Below are 22,819 nucleotides of genomic sequence, written 5' to 3' on the forward strand. Positions count from 1 at the left end.
TGGCAAAATCATGATTTTACGATGAATCTATCTAGTATCTTTACCAATAATGGGAGCTGTATCCTTCATTATATCGCCAAAATTTATTCATCATTTGTATACATACTTTAAAAACAATATATGTCCTCAAAAAAAACTGCTAAAACAAGTACGTTTCAGCAGTCTTTTTCAATCTATTATAGATCTGTATACATTGGGAATTTGCTCGTTAACGCTTCTACACGCTTACGTGCTTCTTCTAATGCAGCTTCATTTTCATGATTTTTTAATGTATAAGCAATAAGTGCAGCAATTTCATCCATGTCTTCTAAACCGAAACCACGAGATGTTACAGCTGCCGTACCGATACGTACGCCACTTGTTACAAATGGGCTTGCTGTTTCAAATGGGATTGTATTTTTGTTCACTGTAATACCAACTTCATCTAATACGTGCTCCGCTACTTTACCTGTGATTTCTAAATTACGAACATCAATCAAGATTAAGTGATTGTCTGTTCCACCAGAAACAAGTGTAAGTCCTTCTTTTTGAAGGCCTTCAGCTAAGCGGTTCGCATTATTAATGATATTTTGTGCATATGTTTTAAAGTCATCTTGAAGCACCTCACCAAATGCAACAGCTTTTGCAGCGATTACATGCATAAGTGGGCCACCTTGAATACCAGGGAAGATTGATTTATCAATTTGTTTTGCAAATTGCTCTTCACATAAAATCATACCACCACGCGGGCCACGTAATGTTTTATGTGTTGTTGTTGTAACGAAATGTGCATGTGGTACTGGGTTTGGATGTAAACCAGCAGCTACTAAACCAGCGATATGTGCCATATCAACCATTAAGTATGCGCCCACTTCATCTGCAATCTCACGGAATCGTTTGAAATCGATAACACGAGGGTATGCACTTGCACCTGCTACGATTAATTTTGGTTTATGTTCTTTCGCTTTTGCTAATACATCATCGTAATTAATACGGTGAGAGTCAGCATCCACGCCATATTCTACGAAATTATATTGTACTCCACTGAAGTTAACAGGGCTTCCGTGTGTTAAGTGACCACCATGAGATAAATTCATACCAAGTACTGTATCGCCTTGCTCTAGAATTGTGAAATATACTGCCATGTTCGCTTGTGCACCAGAATGTGGTTGAACATTTACGTGCTCTGCACCGAAAATTTCTTTTACGCGATCACGTGCGATATCTTCTACTACGTCTACGTGTTCACAACCACCGTAGTAACGTTTTCCAGGATATCCTTCAGCATACTTATTCGTTAAAACAGAACCTTGCGCCTCCATTACTGCTTCACTTACGAAGTTCTCCGAAGCGATTAACTCAATCTTTGAACGCTGTCTTCCTAGTTCTGCCTCAATTGCAGCAAATACCTTTTCATCTTGACGTTTTAAATGATCCACCAAAATCCCCCTTTTCTGAACGAATTACATCAATTCCCAACAGTTTTTTCTTATTTATTCAGAAAAAACGAAAATTCAGGTTGTAATTCTTTCGAACCTTCATGTTTTCAACTACATTCTAACATGACTTTCTATATCATAAAAGAAAAAAAAGACCGAAAATCGGTCTTTTCTTTCTTCTATTATAAAGTCAGACAACATACCTTTTATCCTATGATGAAAAGCTGCTATATGACTTCCTCATTTTTCGCATTTAACGGCAAGTAATCGTTTCTTCCTCCGCTGCATAAACAGCACGTGCTCCACCTATTAGTTTTCCACGTGTTTTCGCCATCGTTACATGTGCATTTCCAATTTCCTTCACACTTGTACGAACTGGAACAGCTACATGCTTTAAATGCATACCAATAAATGTATCACCAATATCCATTCCAGCATCCGCTTTAATAAATTCAACTACTACCGGATCTTTCAAATTGTGATACGCATATGTCCCCAATGCACCACCTGCTGATCTAACAGGCGTAACTGTTACAATTTCAAATTGATATTTTATCGCTACTTCTCTCTCAACTACTAAAGCACGGTTTAAATGCTCGCAACATTGGAACGCTAACGCAATACCTGTTTGCTCTTGAAATTGTTTTAACTCAGAAAAAATCGCCTCTGCTACTTCCATCGTTCCTGATGTTCCAATTCTTTCTCCTAGCACTTCGCTCGTGCTACACCCCACTACAAAAATTTGACCACTTTGCAATGAAGCTTGTTCTTGGAAATCAGAAAGCGATATTTGTAGCTGTTCTCTTACCTTTACGATTTCTGTCATTACGCCTCTTCCTTTCACAGGTTGGTTCACCAAATTATATTTCACACTACTGATAGTTAGAATCTATTACTTTGTTTCGTATGTTTTAATTTTTCCTACGCGGTTTTCGTGACGGCCACCTTCATAGTCAGTTGTTAACCAAATTTTTGCGATATCACGCGCTAGACCAGCACCAATTACACGCTCGCCCATTGCTAGCATGTTAGTGTCATTATGCTCTCTCGTTGCTTTCGCACTGAAAGTATCATGAACTAACGCACAACGAATACCGTTTACTTTGTTTGCCGCGATTGACATACCGATGCCTGTCCCACAAACTAAAATACCACGATCCACTTCACCATTTGCTACCATTTCCGCTGCTGGAAATGCAAAATCAGGGTAATCAACTGAACCAGCTTCACATTCACAACCTAAATCAATATATTCAATATTTAATTCTTCTAATAAACTTACAAGTTCTTTACGGATATTCATACCGCCGTGATCAGATGCTATTACTACTTTCATTTTTACCCCTCCAAAGTTTCAATCAATTATCTTCATTTCACATTCGCTACCTCAATAGGACGAAGTGATCTCCAATATCGTATTATACACGAAACATCAACCCTCTGAATGTTTTTTCAGTAAAGTTTGTACAAGTTTTTCCATCTCATCTAACGTTTCTTTATAAATAGAAAGCGATCCTCCAAAAGGATCTGAAATGTCTTTACCTATACCTTCAGTTAGTCCATATAATGTATTCAACTTCTTTTCAACACTCGGATAGTGACCAAGTACAAGTTGCTTATGATTTTCCGTCATCGTTACGACAATATCAGCCCAATCAAGCAAAGCTTCATTTACCTGCTGCGCGGCATGATCGATTGAAATTCCTTTTTCAGCTAAAGCTTCCTTCGCATATATCGATGCATCGCTTCCAGGATAGGCGAAAACACCAGCAGATTGCACTTCAAACTTATCTCCTCCATGATGACGAAGTAACGCCTCAGCCATCGGACTACGACATGTATTGCCAGTGCAAACAAATAACACTCGTTTCATCCAAACCCACCCCTTATATTGTATCTTTTCCCTTTAATAATAGCTTACATTAGGATGGAACAAAAGAAATGTGAATATACAAAAGGCGCATTTTTCTAAGAAAAATGCGCCTATCCACATATATGTGAAACCCTATTTCCAAGTGCCTAGAGTATTTTAACATACCTACTAAACATACAACAAAAAATAAGGAATCCATTTCATATGAAACGGATTCCTTTTATACAACAATTATTTCATTGTAACTTTCATTACTTCTGTTGAACCTTTTGTAGCTGTTACACCTACAGTTGTCTTAATAGACTCAGCTGCATCTGTGTTTGTAATAACGATTGGAGTAATCGTGCTTTTCGCTTTTTCACGGATTAATTCTAAGTCGAATGAGATTAATTTATCTCCAGCTTTTACAGCTTGTCCTTCAGAAACGTGAGCTTCGAAACCTTCACCTTCCATTTTTACAGTTTCTAATCCAACGTGGATTAAAATTTCTGTACCGTTTTTCGCTTTAATTCCGATAGCATGTTTCGTGTGGAATAATTGTACGATTTCACCATCAACTGGAGATACAACTACACCTTCAATAGGATCGATTGCAACACCGTCACCCATCATACGACCAGCGAATACTGGATCTGGTACTTCTTCAATATTTTTCACTGCTCCAGTTAATGGAGCTACAATTGTTTCTTCATTTGTTTTTGAACCAAGACCGAATAATTTTTTAAACATAGGATAGTCCTCCTTATAATTTACCTAAAAGTTTATAGGGCAATCCCTAGTAAAGCTCGGGATACATGTAAGACTTCATACTTCGAATATTATACTGTAAAAACGCTTTCGAAATAAATTACGTCATTACTAATAGACTCTTATTGTAGCGCTTCACAAAATTCCAGTCAATTCTGATTGTCTGAATAACAATAAGAAGTTAACTTCTACTTATATTTTCTCTTTTTTCGCCCAACTTGTCTAGAGGTCTTTACTACATTTTATTTTTTGTCGTTAATTTGTAAAATTTAATTCAAACTTTTTTCGAAATTCACTTGACTAAAGTAAGTAACTATTTTATCATTACTTACATAAGGTAAGTTAATAAACTTTCAGGAGGTTTTCAAAAATGATGGATTTCGGTCTTCTTATTATTCGTCTTATTATAGGAATTACATTCATGGGTCATGGTGCTCAAAAATTATTCGGTTGGTTCGGTGGTTATGGCTTAAAAGGAACAGGCGGTTGGATGGAATCAATCGGTTTACGCCCTGGTGTATTTATGGCATTTATGGCTGGTGCAACTGAATTACTAGGTGGTTTCTTATTCGCATCAGGTATTTTCACTGTAATTGGTTCATTATTTATCGTTGGAACAATGTTAATGGCAATCTTCACTGTTCACGGAAAAAATGGTTACTGGGTAACACAAGACGGATTTGAATATAATTTAATGTTAATCGCTGTCGCTGTTGGTGTCGCTTTAATCGGGCCTGGCGCATACGTTTTACTTTAATATTTATCTCAATTTCAAGATGTTTACTTAAAAAGAGATTACTTCAGTATAATTGAGGTAATCTCTTTTTTACATCATTAAAAAAATATTATTTCCAGCAGGAGTTTCCCACTAACATCTTGTAAACAAACAATAAGTCGTCATATTCAGAAGGGAGATTTTAAACATGTTATCAATTAATCCAAATGAACAAACGGAAAAAGAGAATTACAAATTATTAACGGGCAGCATTATTCCACGTCCCGTCGCATTCGTTACTTCTATAACAAAAGACGGTGTATTAAATGGAGCGCCTTATAGTTATTTCAATATTGTTGCTGCTAATCCACCACTTATTTCAGTTTCTGTACAACGAAAAGCAGGAACACCGAAAGATACTTCCCGAAACGCAATGGAACAAGGAGAGTTTGTTGTACATATTTCTGACGAATCTTACATAGAAGCGATTAATGAAACAGCAGCTAACCTTCCGCCAAACGAGAGTGAAATCGAACTAGCAAAACTAACACCAATTAAAAGTGACGTCATCTCTGTTCCAGGTGTGAAAGAAGCGAACATTCGAATGGAATGCGTACTAGAACGCGCAATCCCTCTTGGCGGAACGGAAGACTCACCAGCTTGCGATCTACTAATCGGACGCATCGTTCGTTTCCACGTCGCAGAACACCTATACGAAAAAGGCCGCATTCACGCAGAAGGACTAAAACCAGTAAGCCGTCTAGCAGGACACAACTATGCAAAATTAGGAGAACAATTTGAATTGGTGAGGCCAGTTTAAAAGCGGAAGCGGCTCGCCCAGAATCGCAGGGCATTGGAGCCCTCGACCTTGAAGCGCTTTTTGCTTCATGCGCGAGAGCGAAATGACCGGAGATTCTAGCCGCTGGAGCTGGATATATCTAAAAGCGAAGGTAACTTAATTACCTCCATCACTCAAACATAAAATCCCCTGCTAAATAGCAGGGGATTTTATCATTGTAATTCTTCCTTCTTTTCCTCTAAAGCAGGCAATTTCTCTTTTTTCGGTTTCCCAAGCTTAATTACTAAGAAATATAGGGAAAGCAATGTAATAAGAAAAACAATTAAAAAAGGGTATGGAGAATAAAAAGTACGCGCTGCCTCAGTCTTTCCGGCAACAAACTTCAATGACTCAATATCTAAAAACTCAGCAAACATTTGTACACCGAGCATACTAAACCAAAAACAAAAAAACTAATAATAATACCAAAAACTTGCTTCAATCTCGTCATTCATCTCATCCTTTCTATATCTGTAATTTTTAGTGCAATAAATATAGTACAAACAAAATATGCACAGAAAGGAACCATCTCACCATTCACGAATTAACTTAATCCAACCTAACATCGAAATTTGCAAAATAATACCCCAAATTATAAGTCTTCTTAGCCATCGAGGAAAGAAGGTTAAAAACTTAACATACCATTCCAATAGCGTGTTCATAATTCCCTCCTACATAAAATTATATAGGAAAAAGGATATATAATCCAAATCCAACCAGAATGATACCACCTACTATCTCACCATATGTACCGAGTATACCTTTCGCATGTCTACCAATTAATAAACCAAACCACGCTAATAACATGCTAATAAATCCAAAAAGTAATATTGTAATAATCGTCTGTGCTCCGTAAATACCAAGACTAAGGCCTACCGAAAAGCTATCTATACTGACGCCAAATGCAAATACAAATAAACTAATTCCAATAGGAGCTGTTCTAGTCTCTTCGTTTTCTAAAATAGACGAATATACGATATAAAACCCTAGACCAATTAATAAAATAGCACCTGCAAAATGTGCAATGTCCCCATACTTCTCTGATAAAAAACGACCTAATACCATTCCTATAAATGGCATGATTATATGAAAAATCCCTATCGTCATACCGATATACAGGATTTGTCTTAACTTTAAGGTCATCATCCCCATACCAAGACTCACCGAGAACGCATCCATCCCTAAGGCGAATGCCATAATTATTAAAGGTATTAGCTGTTCAAACGTCATTCATGTCCCTCCTCGGACGTGCTACTTCAAAATATGCTTATCCGAGGAGAAATATTCTGTTTGCTAATCGTACATTATCATTCAGTAATAATATGATGTCCTGCTGCTTTTGTTAAGCGATTCATTATTGCATTCCCTATTCCGTCATTCGGGAACGACTCACTAAAAATAACATCCACTTCACTTGCATCGAACGTTCTAAGTACATCATATAATTTGGTCGCAACACTAGCTAAATCACTTCGCATACCACAAGATAATACGACATCTGCACTATATACATGCTGATATTCTTCTGTCGTTAATACACCTACTTTAAATCCTTCATCCTTCTTCTTATCCACAAGACGCTGAATAAACTCACGTGATCCTTCAACAATACTAAGTGGCGCTTTCGGTGCATAATGTGTATATTTCATTCCAGGTGATTTCGGTTTTTCCTTCTCGTCCTTTAAAGCTGGATCTAAAGAAACAGTACCTATTACTGCTTCCAATTGTTCTTTCGTAATCCCGCCTGGACGTAAAATTGTTGGAATCTCACTTGTACAATCGATTACAGTTGATTCAACGCCTACTCCCGTTGCCCCACCATCAACAATACCTGCAATCTTTCCATTTAAATCTTCATATACGTGAGAAGCTAACGTTGGGCTTGGACGCCCTGAACGATTCGCACTCGGTGCTGCAACCGGTACATTCGCCTCCTCAATAAGAGCGAGCGCTACTGGATGATCCGGCATTCTTACTCCAACCGTATTAAGACCTGCCGTCACCTTCTCAGAAATACCTTCTTTTCTTGGCAAAATAATCGTTAATGGTCCTGGCCAAAAGTGTTCCATTAACTTCTCCGCAACCGGCGGAATTTCATTTACAATCCCATCTAACTGAGATTTTGTACCTATGTGAACAATAAGTGGATTATCACTTGGTCTCCCTTTTGCTTCAAAAATTTTCGCAATTGCTTCATCATTCATCGCGTTTGCACCTAGCCCATATACCGTTTCCGTAGGGAAGGCAACCGCTTCGTTTTCTCTTAATAGTCTTGCTGCTTCTTGTAACTGTGGATAATTTTTTTTTCTTTCCACAACATTATCCACAACCCACATATTTGTGTGCATTTTTTTCCACGTCCTTTTCTACCCTGAAATACTTGTCTATTTTTAGTTTACTATGAGATTTATCCAAAAGACAAACAAGGTTTATCCACAAAATGTGGATAAACCTAATTAATCCGTGGATAACTTTGTGAATAGCTGACAATTTAGTATTATTGCATTTGGCTCTTTTATATTTTTACAAAAGTGTTCTAGCTGTCGAATTCCCTCTGGCACTTTCTCTCTCTCTATAGTGACAAAGTCAAAAAACTGAAAGATTGTTATAGATTGTGGATGATTTGTTAGTAAGTACAATTGTCGAATATTTTTTTCTTTCATATACTGCAAAAACATTTCGAAAAAATATAAGAAAGTCTGTTTATCCACATGAGGTGTGAATAAACAAGAACGAATAAGTGCATTTTCTTCACTTTGTTCATATCCAATTACAGCTCGTATTTCTTCCGCCTCTTCCAAAATCATAAATTGTGCGTATAACTCATTTATTTTATCATCTTTTTTATTAGCTTGTCCGAAAAAAGAATGTAATCTTTCTACATCCTCTTTCGTAGCAAAATACACTTTCTTCATAATAAATCCCTCCTCATCTTTATATATGAGAAGGGACTTGTTAATAGTACTATTTAGAAAATAAAGATGTAAAAGCTTCTACAATAAATAATTTAACTTCTGGCTTTTTTTCTTCCTCTTCTACATGTACATACTCATTTTGTTTTTCTTGCTTTTTCTCCACTTTTTCCACTGTTTTTGTTTCTTCTTTACTTACAGGCTGTTCTTCTACTTTTATTTCACTTTTTACTACTTTCTTTTCAGAAGCTGTTACTTTTTTTGCTACTTCCTGTTTTACAACTTTCTTTTCCTTCACCTTATCCTCTTCTATCTTTGGTGAATCGACTATATCCCCTTCAGCTTGTTCCACTTGATCTTCTTCAGGAGATTCAGCCTTCACAACATGCTCTTCTTTTCTTACAGCTGTACCACTTGAAAAATCTAAGAAACACATTGGAGGAAATAACACACACCACCAATTCGCCCCTTCACCTTTTCCAATTGTAATGAGTACCGCTTCATATTCTCCTGCTGGATAAATAAAATTCCCATATACCTTTGTAGGAAACTTTACATTCTTACCAAATTTCACTTGGAATGACTCTGTACTGCCTTCCTTTTTTAGCGTGTTTTTCACTGTTTTTTCGATTTCTGGAATATGACTTTGAATTACCTTTCGCGCCTCTTCAAATGACGTTAAATCTGCTACCCATCCATCAATTTGCGCTTTTACTTCATCGCGTACTTTACGCTTTAACGCCTGATCTTTATCTGAATCACTATTTGCTAAAATTCTTAATCGAACGGCCTCTTTCGGAATAACAGAAGGCCCTTTCGCATCAGCTTTCATATATCCAAACTGCACAAGTAACTGTGCACCAATTAATAATAGAAGAAGATAAGCAATAACTTGTTTTTTCATTTCCTCCACCGTCCCCTCTACAAACAGTGTGGACAGACTTTCATCTTTCTAAACTATTAAATTCAAAATCTATATGAATTTTCCCCACAAAAAAATAGAGTAAGGTGTGAACCTTACTCCATCTCTGCAAATACCATACGATCTTTTCCGTTAATATCAAAAACAACTTCAACATGAGCATGCGGAAAGGCTTGTTGTAACAATTCCTTTACATCCTCACCTTGCCCTACTCCAATTTCAAATGCCACAATTGCTTTCTTCTGCAACACGTTCGGCAATTCTTCCATAAAACGGCGATAGAAATCTAATCCATCTTCACCGCCAACAAGTGCTCTCTTTGGTTCATGCTCTTTCACAACAGGAGAAAGACCACGCCAATCCTCTTCTGGTATATATGGAGGGTTTGAAACAACAACATCTAACTTTTGATCTATTTTATAAAATGGTGACAATAAATCACCGTGATAGAACGTTACTTCTGCACCCAAAGATTTTGCATTTTCTTTTGCAACTTCAATCGATTCTCGTGCAATATCTACCGTATACACATGAAGATTTTTATTTTCTAAAGCGAGCGTAATAGAAATTGCTCCACTACCTGTACCAATATCCGCTACATGAAGTTTCTCATTACCAAAGTGACGCTCAATTCTCTCTAGCACTCCTACTATAAGCTCTTCCGTTTCAGGCCTTGGTATTAATACCTCTTCATTCACAAAAAACGAGCGTCCATAAAACATTTCATAACCGAGCATATATTGGATTGGAATACCTTCCACGTGCTTGTGGATAAATTCTGCAAAACTTTTCTCTTGTTCCGCGGTTATCTCTTCACGCATATTCATGAGCATTCCTGTTCTGTTCGTCTTTAATACATGACAAAGGACAAGCTCTCCCGCATTTTCATCTCGTCCATTTTCCTGTAAAAAAGAAGAAGCCCATTTCAGGGCTTCATAGACACGCATTACTCAGCTGCCTCCATCTTTTGCGCCTGATCTTCCATCACTAAGGCATTGATGAAATCATCTAACTTACCTTGTAGGATTTGATCTAGCTTTTGAATCGTTAAGCCGATTCGATGGTCAGTAACACGGTTTTGCGGGAAGTTATACGTACGAATACGCTCTGAACGGTCTCCCGTACCAACAGCTTGTTTACGGTTTTGATCGTACTCAGCTTGCGCTTCTTGTCTGAATTTATCATAAACACGTGCACGTAATACTTTCATTGCTTTTTCTTTATTCTTAATCTGTGATTTCTCATCCTGACAAGATACAACTACACCAGTCGGTAAATGCGTTAAACGTACCGCTGACATCGTTGTATTAACGCTCTGTCCACCAGGACCACTAGAAGCAAATGTATCAACACGAACATCTTTTTCATGAATAGTAATTTCTACTTCTTCTGCCTCTGGTAATACAGCTACAGTTGCTGTAGATGTATGAATACGTCCACCAGATTCCGTTTCAGGAACACGTTGTACACGGTGAGCACCATTCTCGAATTTCAGCTTCGCGAAAGCACCTTTACCGTTAATCATAAAGATAATCTCTTTATATCCACCTAACTCTGTATAGCTCGCTTCGATAATTTCAGTTTTCCAACCTTGCACCTCAGCATAACGGCTATACATACGATATAAATCACCAGCAAATAAAGCTGCCTCATCACCACCAGCAGCACCACGAACCTCCACGATAACGTTTTTATCATCATTAGGGTCTTTTGGAACAAGTAAAATTTTCAGACGTTCTGATAATGTTTTCTCTTGTCCTTCTAATTCAGAGACTTCTTCCTTAACCATTTCACGCATATCAGCGTCTAACTTATCTTCTAACATTGCTTTTGCATCTCGTAATTGCTCACGAACATCTTTATACTCACGGTACACCTCTACCGTTTCTTGCATATCAGATTGTTCTTTTGAATACTCACGAAGCTTATTTGTATCGCTAATAACCTCTGGGTCACTTAACAATTCATTTAACTTCTCATAACGATCTTCTACAGCTTGCAAACGATCTAACACATCATTCACCTCTACATCCTAGTATCTAATACAAATAGTATATGGTACTTACTCAAAAAAACGCAAATTATATTTAAAAGCGCAAGCGGCTTGCACCACTCATTCTCTCTATTTTGAAAAAAACCCGCCCTACAAAGCGAGTTTTACTTATTTTTGTTTGCAGGAACTGCATGACAATGACGACAACGTGGTTCGTACGATTCTGAAGCTCCAACTAAAATAATCGGATCATTAAATGCCGCCGGCTCTCCATCAATTAATCGTTGTGTACGACTTGCCGGAGATCCACATGTAGAACATACTGCTTGTAGTTTTGTTACGTGTTCAGCAATCGCCATCAGCTGAGGAACTTGTCCAAATGGTAGACCACGGAAATCTTGGTCTAAACCAGCTACAATGACACGATAGCCACGATTTGCCAATACTTGCACCACTTCCACAATGTCCCCATCAAAAAATTGCACCTCATCGATTGCAATAACATCCAACTCTTCTGTAATATGTTCAAATATATCCTTTGAAGCTGAAACAGGAACTGCTTTTACCTTTAATCCGTTATGTGATACAACATCTTCTTCACTATAACGATTATCAATACATGGTTTAAATACAATTGCATGTTGTTTCGCAAATTGCGTGCGGCGCACACGGCGGATTAGCTCTTCTGATTTACCAGAAAACATACTACCGCAAATCACTTCAATCCAGCCATTTTGATTTATTAAGTACATGAAGCTCTCCTTTCATCTACTTTTTAGTTAAAAGTAGGGTAAAGGTATAATATTTTCGCAAAAAAAACAGACAAGCGAATACATACACTTGCCTGTTTTATGTTTTTATTACTTGATACCGTATTTCTTATTGAAGCGATCAACGCGTCCGTCTGCAGTAGCAAACTTCTGACGTCCAGTGTAGAATGGGTGAGAATCAGAACTGATCTCAACTTTTAGTAATGGATAAGTGTTACCATCTTCCCACTCAACAGTTTCGCTAGAGCCTTTAGTAGACCCGCTTAAGAATTTGAAGCCTGTGTTTGTGTCCATGAATACAACTTTCTTGTAATCTGGGTGAATTCCTGCTTTCATTCTTTTCATCTCCTTCCGCCCTGAATCATTTTCGAAACAGAGTTTTTCATCTTCAGCTGCATACACAACTATATTGATGAAACACATATGATGAAATTATAACAAGGCTAACTTCATTTTGCAACTACCTGTTTTTGTCTTTTTAAATTAAAAGTGGAGACGGCTCGTTCAGCTCTGACTGGCTAAGGTTCTCTCGCACAAAAGGTGCTCTTTACCTTTAGTGCGGGAGGTTCTTAGACACGAAGAGCTAGCCGTCGGAACTAGATACAATTTAAAAGCATAAGCGGCTCGTTCAGAATCCAGGACACTTCAAACTCTCGACCTTGAAGCGCCTTTTGCTTCGAGCGAGAGAGTGAAATGACCGGAGATTCTAGCCGCTGGAGCTGGATATTATCTTAAAGTGGAGGTGGCTTGCTTAGCTCTGACCGGCTAAAGTTCTCCCACTTACTTCTCCCTTTAACATCACCTAAAAAACATAAAAAAACTCGCTTACTACGAAATAAGCGAGTCCCAATCTTTTCCCTTTACTTAGTTGTTACATATCTTTTCGAGTCTGCAACAATGTTTTGTAAAAATTCTTCATTTGTCTTTGTTTGACGAAGTTTACGTAAGAAACCTTCAACGAAGTCTGGTGTATCACGCATTGTTTTACGAATACCCCACAACTTGTCTAAATGCTCTTTCGGAATTAATAGATCTTCTTTACGCGTACCAGAGCGACGAATATCAATCGCTGGGAAGATACGACGCTCAGCTAATGAGCGATCTAAGTGAAGTTCCATATTTCCAGTTCCTTTAAATTCCTCGTAAATTACATCGTCCATACGAGACCCTGTATCAACAAGCGCTGTTGCTAAAATCGTTAAGCTACCGCCCTCTTCAATATTACGCGCAGCCCCAAAGAAACGCTTCGGTCTATGGAAAGCCGCTGGGTCGATACCACCCGATAATGTTCTACCACTTGGCGGAATAACGAGGTTGTAAGCTCGCGCTAAACGGGTAATACTATCCATTAAAATGATAACGTCTTTTTTGTGCTCTACAAGACGCATTGCACGTTCTAACACAAGTTCAGCTACTTTAATATGATTTTCTGGTACTTCATCAAAAGTAGAACTTACAACATCGCCCTTAACAGAACGTTCAATGTCTGTTACTTCCTCTGGACGCTCATCAATTAGAAGCACAATTAATTCTGCTTCTGGATGATTTGTTGTAACACTGTGTGCAATTTCTTTTAATAGACTTGTTTTACCCGCCTTTGGAGGCGCAACAATTAAACCACGTTGTCCAAATCCAACTGGTGCGATTAAATCCATGATGCGTGTCGGTAACTTTTTCGGTTCCGTTTCCAATTTCATTTGGCGATCTGGGTATAATGGTGTTAATGCAGGGAAATGCACACGCTCTTTTGCTGACTCTGGATCATCTCCGTTTACAGCTTCAACTTGTAATAATCCAAAATAGCGTTCATTTTCTTTCGGAGGTCGTACTTTACCAGAAACCTTATCTCCATTACGTAAATCGAAACGACGAATTTGCGAAGCTGAGATATAAATATCTTCTGAGCTTGGAGAATAGTTGATAGGACGTAGGAATCCAAATCCTTCTGATTGAATAATTTCTAATACGCCTTCCATGAAAAAGAAACCTTCTTTTTCTGCTCGAGCTTTTAAAATGGCGAAGATTAATTCTTTTTTCGTTAATTTGCTATAATACGAAATCTTAAATTCTTTCGCAAGCTCGTATAACTCTTTTAATTTCATGTTTTCTAATGCTGCAATTGACAAATTCATTCAGACACCACACTTTAACGTTATTCTCTTTTCACATGGGTAAAGGGAAAAAATACGGAAGGCAAATAATTAATAATGAAAGGCAATAAGTTCAAGTAGGGTAATATTCACTATTGTAACCCTTTTATCTAGTTTTAATCAATACGTTGGGACACAAATACAATAAGCGAAGACAAGAAAATTTGTCTTCGCTTATTATTTAATCTAGTTTTAACAACTAGAATGGTCGGTAGCTTTGCTTCTTCCATTCTGAACGAGCCGCTTGCACTTTTTATTTAATAACCAAGTTCGGTTTTTTATTTAAACTATGGCGTCCGTCTACGAAACGTACTGTACCTGATTTTGCACGCATAACAAGAGATTGTGTTGTTCCAACGCTACCTTTAAATTGAACGCCTCGTAACAATTCTCCGTCTGTTACACCTGTTGCTGCAAAGATTGCATCGTCACCCTTTACTAAGTCTTCCATACGAAGGATACGATTTATATCTTCAATACCCATTTTTTTACAACGAGCTAATTCAGCTTCATTTTGAGGAAGAAGCTTTCCGTGGATTTCTCCACCTAAACATTTTAATGCGACAGCTGCTAATACTCCTTCAGGAGCCCCACCAGAACCGAATAAAATATCTACACCTGTACGGTCAAATGCTGTATTGATTGCTCCAGCTACATCTCCATCGTTAATCAATTTAATACGAGCACCAGCTTTACGAATTTCTTCGATAATTGCTTGATGACGTGGACGGTTTAAAACTGTTGCTACAACATCTTCAATATCCTTGTTTTTTGCTTTCGCAACTGCACGTAAGTTATCAATAATAGGTGCATCAATATCAACGGCTCCAACTGCTTCTGGACCAACCGCGATTTTATCCATGTACATGTCAGGAGCATGTAACAAATTACCATGATCTGCAATTGCAATAACGGCAAGTGCATTCCATCCGCCAGCTGCTACAATGTTTGTCCCTTCTAAAGGATCAACTGCAACGTCTACGCGCGGGCCATACCCTGTACCTAATTTCTCTCCGATATACAGCATTGGCGCTTCATCCATCTCACCTTCACCAATTACAACTGTACCTTTCATCGGAATTGTATCAAATACATCACGCATAGCTGACGTTGCTGCACCGTCTGCTTCATCCTTTTTCCCGCGTCCCATCCAACGCGCTGATGATAATGCTGCAGCCTCTGTTACACGTACTAACTCCATAGATAAACTTCTTTCCACGATAATCCCTCTCCTTTAAGCCTTTATATTTCTGCCGTATTTTGTGAACTTTATTTTTCTATAAAGTGTACTTCCGCAAATAGTGATACTTCGCTCCCCACTTGCGGAAGTATCACTTATGCGTTCTTCAGCTCTTCAATTTCTTGCTCTGTCATTTGTTCTCGCCAAATGTTTGCACCAAGCCCTTTAAGCTTGTCTACTATATTTTCATAACCTCGATCAATATGCTCAAGTCCGGTTACTTCGGTAATTCCATCCGCCATTAATCCTGCAATAACAAGCGAAGCCCCAGCTCGTAAGTCACTCGCCTTCACTTTTGCACCTTGTAATAAAACAGGACCAGTTACAATTGCCGAACGACCTTCTACTTTAATTTGTGCATTCATACGACGTAATTCATCAATATGTTTGAAACGAGCGCCGTAAATTGTATCCGTTACAACTCCCGTCCCGTGCGCCTTTGTTAAAAGCGTCGTAAACGGCTGTTGTAAATCTGTTGCGAAACCTGGATATACAAGCGTTTTTATATCAACTACTTTTAACCTTCTATTACCGTTCACTTTAATTTGATCATCGTTCGTTTCAACTTGAACACCAGCTTCTCTTAGCTTTGCAGTAACTGACTCTAAATGCTGAGGAATAACATTATCAACTGTTACTTCTCCTCCTGATGCCGCTCCTAAAATCATATACGTACCAGCCTCAATACGATCTGGAATGATAGTATGGTGACAACCATGCAGTGAGTCCACACCATCAATTCGGATTACATCTGTACCAGCACCTTTAATGCGTGCTCCCATGCTTGTTAACAATGTAGCTACATCAATAATCTCGGGTTCTTTCGCTGCATTTTCAATAACAGTTCTACCTTTTGCTCGGACAGCTGCTAGCATAATATTAATCGTAGCCCCTACACTAACAACGTCTAAATAAATACGCGCCCCGCGCAATTCATCTGCTCTTAAATAGATAGCACCTTGTTCATTCGTAACATGTGCACCTAACGCTTCAAACCCTTTAATATGCTGATCAATCGGCCTCGGTCCTAAATGACATCCACCTGGAAGCCCAATAACAGCTTTTTTAAAACGACCAAGCATCGCACCCATTAAATAATAAGAAGCACGCAACTTTTTCACTTTTCCATTTGGTAAAGGCATCGCAACCATGTTAGAAGGATCGACTACCATCTCTTCCTCCTGCCCATATGTTACTTTCCCTCCAATTTCCTCTAGTAAGTCTCCTAACATTTTCACGTCCGAAATATTAGGAACTCCACCAATGGTTACTGGAGTATCTGCTAAAATTGTCGCTGGAATTAGTGCAACAGCGCTGTTTTTCGCACCACTCACTCGAATTGTTCCATTTAAAGCTCTTCCGCCTTCAATTAGCAATTTTTCCATATTGAGCTCCCTTCTTGTGAATGTATTTACCTTCTAAATTCTTTATAAAAAGAATTAGAAGATTCCCCTTAAGAATCTCAATCACTCTTTCCATCCCAAAACTCAATAAATAGGAAACCATTATCTCCATTTCTCCTATATTCCGAATAGATAAAGATTAACTATTCATCGAGCAAAATTTATCAATTTAGATACGTTATCACATTTATTAATAGGACTATGCACATTATTTTCTATTTCAAAAACGAAATGATAAAAATCTTTAGACTTGTTCACGCTTTCATTATACAACGAAAGGAAACCGTCTAAAAGACTAGACGGTTTCCAAAACGGAATTTTATTCTTACGCTTTACCGTTAGAACCGAATTCGCGAATTTTACCAGCAACAGTTGCTTTGATAGCTTCGCGGCCAGGTCCAATATATTTACGAGGATCGTAAACTTCTTGATCTTTGTTTAATGCTTCACGAACAGCTTTTGTAAACTCAATTTGGTTCTCAGTGTTTACGTTAATTTTTGAAGTACCTAAAGAAATAGCTTTTACGATATCAGCAGTTGGGATACCAGTACCACCGTGTAATACTAAAGGTACGCCAGTGAAGTCGCGAACTTGCTCCATTTCTGCGAATCCTAAGTTAGGCTCACCTTTGTAAGGACCGTGTACAGAACCTAAAGCTGGAGCTAGGCAGTCGATGCCAGTTGCTTCAACAAGGTGCTTACACTCTGCAGGATCAGCGTAAATTACGCCTTCAGCGATGATATCATCTTCTTGTCCGCCAACTGTTCCAAGCTCAGCTTCAACAGATACGTTACGAGCGTGTGCGTATTCTACCACTTTTTTAGTAGTTTCAACGTTTTCTTCGAATGGGTGGTGAGAAGCGTCAATCATTACAGATGTGAAACCTGCATCGATTGCTTCTTTACATTTTTCGAAGCTTGAACCATGGTCAAGGTGAATCGCTACAGGAACAGTAATGTTCATTTCTTCGATTAAAGCTTTAACCATAGCTACAACTGTTTTGAAACCAGTCATATGACGAGCTGCACCCTCAGATACACCTAGGATTACAGGAGATTTTTCTTCTTCCGCAGCAGCTAAGATAGCTTGAGTCCACTCTAAGTTGTTCATGTTGAATTGACCAACTGCGTATTTTCCTTCTAGTGCTTTGTTTAGCATTTCTTTCATAGAAACTAAAGGCATGGTGAATCCTCCTAAAAAACGTTTTTTGTATCCGATAAATTCTTATCGCTGGTAGTATGACCAGAATAAGGTAAAATATGTATATTTACATACCGGACTTTTTTCTACACTCAATAGGATAACAACTTGTACTCAAAAACTCAACTGTATTCACCTGCTCAATAGTCCATGTAAACGCTTTTTTCCATATTTTTTATAAAAAATTCATTTTTTACGCCTCTACAGCAAGCTCATTTCTCACCGCTTGACGAATTTCATCAATATCAAATGGTTTAGCAAAGTGCATTAAAGCTCCTAAATCTTTTGCCTCTTGGATCATATCAAGCTCTCCATAAGCAGTCATTAAAATTACTTTAATACTCTCATCAATTTCTTTTACATGCTTTAAAATCTCTATACCATCCATACCTGGAATTTTCATATCTAACACAACTAAATCTGGATTATCTTTTTTCACGATATCTAAAGCTTGAAATCCATTCGCTGCTTGGAACGTCTGATAACCTTCTTTTTGGAACACTTCATGTAATAACACACGAATGCCATATTGATCATCAACGATTAAAATTTTCCCTTCCATAACTCCCAACCTTTCTGTATAAATACAAGATTTAAAGCTTCTTATATCTTAACGATTTATTTTCGCTATTCTTTGGCAAATTCCTTCCTATTCTTTCTTATTTTACCGTTTCCTTTTTTGTTATGCTACCCTACGATTTCACCTTTCTAAAAAAATACACTATAATGAAAGCCGGCGAACACGTACGAAGGGAGTAACATTATGTTAAAAATTTTTTCGACTCAATTAAGTGGTTATTTCTCCAGAGTTTCTCAAAAAGAGGAAATGAATATAGAAGATAGCGCTCGTCTACTTGCTCAAGCATTAGTTGGCGATGGCTTCATTTATTTACATGGTACAAATGAAATGGATGGTGTTGTTGCTGAAGCACTATTCGGTGCTGAACCAATGCAGCAAGCGAAACGTTTATTTGAAAATGATACAGAAGCAGAAGTAACTTCTGCAGACCGTGTACTTCTTATTAGCCGTTTTTCAACAGATGAAGAAGCGGTAAATATTGCAAAAAAACTTCAAGAAGAAGGCCACTCTATCGTTGGAATCTCTGCTATTCAAGAAGGTATTGAATCACTGGAACAATATACAGATGTACATATTGATACAAAGCTGTTAAAAGGTCTTATTCCAGACGATGAAGGTAATCGCTACGGATTCCCAAGTTTAATGATAGCCTTATTTGCTTATCACGGATTGAAATTTACAATTGATGAAATGTTAAACGAATATTAAAAAAAGCGCCCTATTTCAGGCGCTTTTTTATTACTTGCTCTCTTTATTCGTAATAGAAGCACTTACGAAATCATGGAACAATGGTTGTGGACGGTTTGGACGAGATACAAGTTCTGGGTGGAACTGTGCTGCCACGAACCAAGGATGATCTTTTAATTCAATGATTTCAACTAGGCGACCGTCTGGGCTTGTACCAGAGAATACAAATCCTGCTTTTTCCATATCCGGACGGAATTGATTGTTGAACTCATAACGATGACGATGACGCTCATATACAACCGGCTCACTGTAAGCTCTATAAGCATTCGTTTCTTCAGAAAGCTTACATGGGTATAGACCAAGACGAAGTGTACCACCTAAGTCTTCTACATCTTTTTGCTCTGGTAATAAGTCGATGATTGCATAAGGTGTGTCAGGATTAATTTCAGAAGAGTTAGCTCCTTCTAATCCTAATACGTTACGTGCAAATTCGATTGATGCAAGTTGCATACCTAAGCAAATTCCTAAGAATGGAACTTTGTTTTCACGAGCATATTGAATTGCAACGATTTTACCTTCTACACCACGATCTCCAAAACCACCTGGCACAAGAATACCATCTGTGTCACCAACTAATTCTTTTACGTTCTCTGCTGTTACGTGCTCAGCGTTTACCCATTTCACTTCTACATCTGTGTCGAATGAATAACCTGCATGACGAAGTGCTTCTACAACAGAAATATATGCATCTTGAAGCTCTACGTATTTACCAACAAGAGCGATTTTTGTTTTCTTAGAAAGGTTACGTACTTTATCAACTAGCGCAGTCCACTCTGTCATATCTGCAGCTGGATTGTCTAATTTTAAGTGATCGCAAACGATTTGGTCCATGTTTTGCTCTTGAAGAGATAATGGAACCGCGTATAAAGTATCTGCATCGCGTGCTTCGATAACTGCTTTTGTATCGATGTCACAGAATAATGCAAGCTTGTCTTTCATATCTTGAGAAACAGGCAGTTCTGTACGAACAACGATAATATTTGGTTGAATACCTAAGCTACGAAGCTCTTTAACGCTATGTTGCGTTGGTTTTGTTTTCATTTCACCCGCTGCTTTTAAGTACGGGATTAACGTACAATGAATGTACATTACATTGTCACGACCGATGTCGCTCTTAATTTGACGGATTGCTTCTAAGAATGGTAGAGACTCGATATCACCAACAGTTCCACCGATTTCTGTAATAACAACGTCCGCATTTGTTTCGCGACCAGAACGATATACACGTTCTTTAATTTCGTTAGTAATGTGAGGAATAACTTGAACTGTTCCTCCTAGATATTCACCACGACGCTCTTTTTGAAGAACTGAAGAGTAAATTTTACCTGTTGTTACGTTGCTGTATTTGTTTAAGTTGATGTCGATAAAACGTTCATAGTGACCAAGGTCTAAGTCCGTTTCTGCACCATCATCTGTTACGAATACCTCACCGTGTTGGTATGGGCTCATAGTCCCTGGGTCTACGTTAATGTACGGATCAAACTTTTGAATCGTTACGTTTAAACCACGATTTTTTAAAAGTCTTCCAAGAGATGCTGCTGTAATACCTTTACCTAAAGACGATACTACACCGCCTGTTACAAAAATATACTTAGTCATGAAAAAGCTCCCTTCTACCTTGTTGTTATATAATCACCGTTGCAAAGCGCAACGTATGTAGATAACACTGTATCTATCTTATTGTTAGACTCTTTTTGTATTCTAAACAAAAAACAAAAAAGAAAATTGCTCCCCTCATCACAAAAAGTAACAAGTAGGGAGCAATTTTCTTTTATATTTACACTTTAAAAGTATTATCGTCCTTTTTTAAAGAGCCCAAAAATGATTCTACATGGACGATAATGAAAAGTCAAGAACTACAGTTCTTCCTCTTCTTCTTCAGTTTCATCATACTCAAGTTCTTCTTCAGCGAAGTCATCTTCATCATCTTCATCTAAATCATCAAGATCATCGTCATCTCCGTCTTCTTCTTCAAGAACCTTGTCCAAATCTTCTACTTCTTCTTCTTCCTCTACATTTCCGTCTGCATCGTCGAAGTCATCTTCGTCTTCCATGTAGTCGTCAAAACCGTCCTCTTCAACTTTACGTTTCTTCTTCGGTTTTGGCTGAGGCAGAATTTCTTCATCGATTTGCTCATATGGGTACCAGCTACGTAGTCCCCAACGATTTTCTCCTAAATTAATGAAGCGTCCATCGATGTTTAAATCTGTATAAAATTGTGCGAGTTTCGCATTAACTTGCTCTTGAGATAGTCCCAGCACTTGAGCGATTTCTTTAACCAACTCGTTGAATGTCGTTGCTTGTCTTTTATCCCCTAAAACGCTATGTACAACTTCAATCATTGAACATTCTTTTAGCTCTTCTGGTGAATATTGCTTAAAATTCACTTATGCGGCACTTCCTTTCATCAAATATAACCTTATATATAACGGTCTGCTTAAAAAAATCCATACTATTCATTATAAACAAAAGTCGCACAAATATGCTACAAAAAAAACGGGAAACTTTTATCCCGCTATTTGCGAGCAGTAAAACTCCCGCCTCAACATTCGGCTGGAGCAAAGAAGTTAGGCGGAAGCCCCGCTACCTGTAAACGCCTGATTTGTGAAGGCTACTAATCGGCTTTGGATGAACATCCTCACTTTATATGGTAATAAAATTATAATTTGTCCATTCCTTACTTCGGAAGCATATGCGCCCCTTGCAACACATACCTAATTTGCATTTCTGTATATTCTTCGAGCGTATACAGTTTTTGCAGCGCCCAACGTCTAAATCCCCACATCTGTCCTTGTATGAAAATGTTATGTGCAAGAAGCTGTATTTCTTTTTTATTTAATATAAATGTTCCATTTTCTGTACATTGTTCTAAAATATTCTCAAACATTCCTACCATTTGAAACTCTTTCTCTAGTACGTATGGGAGTGATTCTTTTGGTAAAAACCGTACTTCTTGATACATGATTAATACTTCTTCTTGCAATTCGTCCATCACTTTAAAGTAATTTGTTATCGCTATCTTTAAACTGTCTATACTTCCCTTCTCCGTGCATACTACTTCCTCTAATCGTTCTTTTACATGTTCATAAATACTATCACAAACTAAATATAATACGTCATCTTTCGTACGAATGTATTCATATAGTGTTCCGATACTAAATCCGGCCGCTTTTGCAATCTCTCTCGTTGTTGTACGCGGGAATCCTTTTTGCTTAAACAGTTGCACCGCACCTTTAATCATTTGTTCACGCCTTAACGCAACTAATTTTTCATCTTTTACTGACGCATGCACATTATGTTTAACCATCCC

Annotated in this window: 25 protein-coding genes and 1 pseudogene; 3 read left to right on the plus strand and 23 right to left on the minus strand. The window is 38.0% G+C overall.

Translation table 11 applies throughout. From position 1 onward, the window contains the following. Window positions 1-176 precede the first annotated feature (176 nt). From glyA to BTOYO_RS12695, 5 genes are all read right to left on the minus strand, one after another. Entirely contained in the window at window positions 177-1,418 is a 1,242-nt protein-coding gene (glyA, locus tag BTOYO_RS12675) for a serine hydroxymethyltransferase (RefSeq protein WP_000349812.1), read from the minus strand. Window positions 1,419-1,671: 253 nt separating this feature from the next. Beyond that, window positions 1,672-2,244, minus strand: a complete 573-nt coding sequence (locus BTOYO_RS12680) for a TIGR01440 family protein (RefSeq protein ID WP_000136360.1) — start codon at window positions 2,242-2,244, stop codon at window positions 1,672-1,674. Between the two features lie 66 nt (window positions 2,245-2,310). Continuing rightward, window positions 2,311-2,754 (minus strand): ribose 5-phosphate isomerase B, encoded by a 444-nt coding sequence (rpiB, locus tag BTOYO_RS12685; protein ID WP_000869542.1) that lies wholly within the window; start codon window positions 2,752-2,754, stop codon window positions 2,311-2,313. Between the two features lie 96 nt (window positions 2,755-2,850). Next, window positions 2,851-3,291 carry a low molecular weight protein arginine phosphatase gene (locus BTOYO_RS12690; protein ID WP_000832366.1) on the minus strand — a complete coding sequence of 147 codons (441 nt, stop codon included), beginning with the start codon at window positions 3,289-3,291 and terminating at the stop codon, window positions 2,851-2,853. A 231-nt stretch (window positions 3,292-3,522) separates the two neighbouring features. Then, window positions 3,523-4,020, minus strand: a complete 498-nt coding sequence (locus BTOYO_RS12695; protein ID WP_000473661.1) for a PTS sugar transporter subunit IIA — start codon at window positions 4,018-4,020, stop codon at window positions 3,523-3,525. 388 nt (window positions 4,021-4,408) lie between these two features. Between BTOYO_RS12695 and BTOYO_RS12700 the strand changes: the two genes are divergently transcribed. Next, window positions 4,409-4,795, plus strand: a complete 387-nt coding sequence (locus tag BTOYO_RS12700) for a DoxX family protein (RefSeq protein WP_000968621.1) — start codon at window positions 4,409-4,411, stop codon at window positions 4,793-4,795. Between the two features lie 166 nt (window positions 4,796-4,961). Next, a complete protein-coding gene (locus BTOYO_RS12705; RefSeq protein WP_000949060.1) occupies window positions 4,962-5,573 on the plus strand; it encodes a flavin reductase family protein in 612 nt (203 codons plus the stop codon). Window positions 5,574-5,764: 191 nt separating this feature from the next. On the opposite strand, the pseudogene BTOYO_RS12710 reads toward BTOYO_RS12705, so the two are convergent. The 15 genes and pseudogenes from BTOYO_RS12710 to spo0F form a co-directional block, all read right to left on the minus strand. Beyond that, window positions 5,765-6,042 (minus strand): annotated as a pseudogene (locus BTOYO_RS12710) (DUF3935 domain-containing protein). A 79-nt stretch (window positions 6,043-6,121) separates the two neighbouring features. Next, window positions 6,122-6,253, minus strand: a complete 132-nt coding sequence (locus BTOYO_RS28165; RefSeq protein ID WP_001094286.1) for a hypothetical protein — start codon at window positions 6,251-6,253, stop codon at window positions 6,122-6,124. A gap of 19 nt (window positions 6,254-6,272) precedes the next feature. Then, the gene (locus tag BTOYO_RS12715) at window positions 6,273-6,821 is read right to left on the minus strand and encodes a manganese efflux pump MntP (RefSeq protein WP_000142481.1); all 549 of its coding nucleotides are present in this window, start codon (window positions 6,819-6,821) and stop codon (window positions 6,273-6,275) included. Between the two features lie 77 nt (window positions 6,822-6,898). Then, entirely contained in the window at window positions 6,899-7,939 is a 1,041-nt protein-coding gene (locus tag BTOYO_RS12720; RefSeq protein WP_000557330.1) for an L-threonylcarbamoyladenylate synthase, read from the minus strand. Window positions 7,940-8,047: 108 nt separating this feature from the next. After that, window positions 8,048-8,506, minus strand: coding sequence for a GNAT family N-acetyltransferase (locus BTOYO_RS12725; RefSeq protein WP_000758449.1), 459 nt, complete (start codon window positions 8,504-8,506; stop codon window positions 8,048-8,050). Window positions 8,507-8,555: 49 nt separating this feature from the next. Beyond that, window positions 8,556-9,407 (minus strand): stage II sporulation protein R, encoded by an 852-nt coding sequence (gene spoIIR / locus BTOYO_RS12730; protein ID WP_000745081.1) that lies wholly within the window; start codon window positions 9,405-9,407, stop codon window positions 8,556-8,558. 113 nt (window positions 9,408-9,520) lie between these two features. Continuing rightward, window positions 9,521-10,372 (minus strand): peptide chain release factor N(5)-glutamine methyltransferase, encoded by an 852-nt coding sequence (prmC, locus tag BTOYO_RS12735; RefSeq protein ID WP_001267071.1) that lies wholly within the window; start codon window positions 10,370-10,372, stop codon window positions 9,521-9,523. Then, complete coding sequence (prfA, locus tag BTOYO_RS12740; RefSeq protein WP_000887062.1) at window positions 10,372-11,439, minus strand: peptide chain release factor 1; 1,068 nt, start codon at window positions 11,437-11,439, stop codon at window positions 10,372-10,374. Before prfA ends, prmC begins: the two co-directional genes overlap by 1 nt. Window positions 11,440-11,582: 143 nt before the next feature. After that, complete coding sequence (locus BTOYO_RS12745; RefSeq protein WP_000280856.1) at window positions 11,583-12,170, minus strand: thymidine kinase; 588 nt, start codon at window positions 12,168-12,170, stop codon at window positions 11,583-11,585. 108 nt (window positions 12,171-12,278) lie between these two features. Beyond that, entirely contained in the window at window positions 12,279-12,524 is a 246-nt protein-coding gene (locus tag BTOYO_RS12750; RefSeq protein ID WP_000643435.1) for a type B 50S ribosomal protein L31, read from the minus strand. 524 nt (window positions 12,525-13,048) lie between these two features. Continuing rightward, on the minus strand, window positions 13,049-14,320 hold the full coding sequence (rho, locus tag BTOYO_RS12755; RefSeq protein ID WP_001053898.1) for a transcription termination factor Rho: 1,272 nt from the start codon (window positions 14,318-14,320) through the stop codon (window positions 13,049-13,051). Window positions 14,321-14,591: 271 nt separating this feature from the next. After that, window positions 14,592-15,557, minus strand: a complete 966-nt coding sequence (gene glpX / locus BTOYO_RS12760) for a class II fructose-bisphosphatase (RefSeq protein ID WP_000442336.1) — start codon at window positions 15,555-15,557, stop codon at window positions 14,592-14,594. 116 nt (window positions 15,558-15,673) lie between these two features. Next, window positions 15,674-16,963, minus strand: coding sequence for a UDP-N-acetylglucosamine 1-carboxyvinyltransferase (gene murA / locus BTOYO_RS12765; RefSeq protein ID WP_000413250.1), 1,290 nt, complete (start codon window positions 16,961-16,963; stop codon window positions 15,674-15,676). A gap of 343 nt (window positions 16,964-17,306) precedes the next feature. Next, a complete protein-coding gene (locus BTOYO_RS12770) occupies window positions 17,307-18,164 on the minus strand; it encodes a class II fructose-bisphosphate aldolase (RefSeq protein WP_001131849.1) in 858 nt (285 codons plus the stop codon). Between the two features lie 211 nt (window positions 18,165-18,375). After that, window positions 18,376-18,744 (minus strand): sporulation initiation phosphotransferase Spo0F, encoded by a 369-nt coding sequence (spo0F, locus tag BTOYO_RS12775; protein ID WP_000398594.1) that lies wholly within the window; start codon window positions 18,742-18,744, stop codon window positions 18,376-18,378. 201 nt (window positions 18,745-18,945) lie between these two features. On the opposite strand from spo0F, the gene BTOYO_RS12780 reads away from it, so the two are divergent. After that, entirely contained in the window at window positions 18,946-19,470 is a 525-nt protein-coding gene (locus tag BTOYO_RS12780) for a DUF2529 domain-containing protein (RefSeq protein WP_000912398.1), read from the plus strand. 30 nt (window positions 19,471-19,500) lie between these two features. Here the strand turns inward: BTOYO_RS12780 and pyrG are convergent, their stop codons facing one another. The 3 genes from pyrG to BTOYO_RS12795 all read right to left on the minus strand — a co-directional run bounded on the left by pyrG (window position 19,501) and on the right by BTOYO_RS12795 (window position 22,816). Then, entirely contained in the window at window positions 19,501-21,108 is a 1,608-nt protein-coding gene (gene pyrG, locus BTOYO_RS12785; RefSeq protein ID WP_000170441.1) for a CTP synthase, read from the minus strand. Between the two features lie 257 nt (window positions 21,109-21,365). Further along, a complete protein-coding gene (rpoE, locus tag BTOYO_RS12790) occupies window positions 21,366-21,896 on the minus strand; it encodes a DNA-directed RNA polymerase subunit delta (protein WP_001009769.1) in 531 nt (176 codons plus the stop codon). A 290-nt stretch (window positions 21,897-22,186) separates the two neighbouring features. Beyond that, a complete protein-coding gene (locus tag BTOYO_RS12795) occupies window positions 22,187-22,816 on the minus strand; it encodes a TetR/AcrR family transcriptional regulator (protein WP_000238592.1) in 630 nt (209 codons plus the stop codon). Window positions 22,817-22,819: the final 3 nt, after the last annotated feature.

Origin of the sequence: Bacillus toyonensis BCT-7112 (genome assembly GCF_000496285.1) — a bacterium.
Classification (GTDB): domain Bacteria; phylum Bacillota; class Bacilli; order Bacillales; family Bacillaceae_G; genus Bacillus_A; species Bacillus_A toyonensis.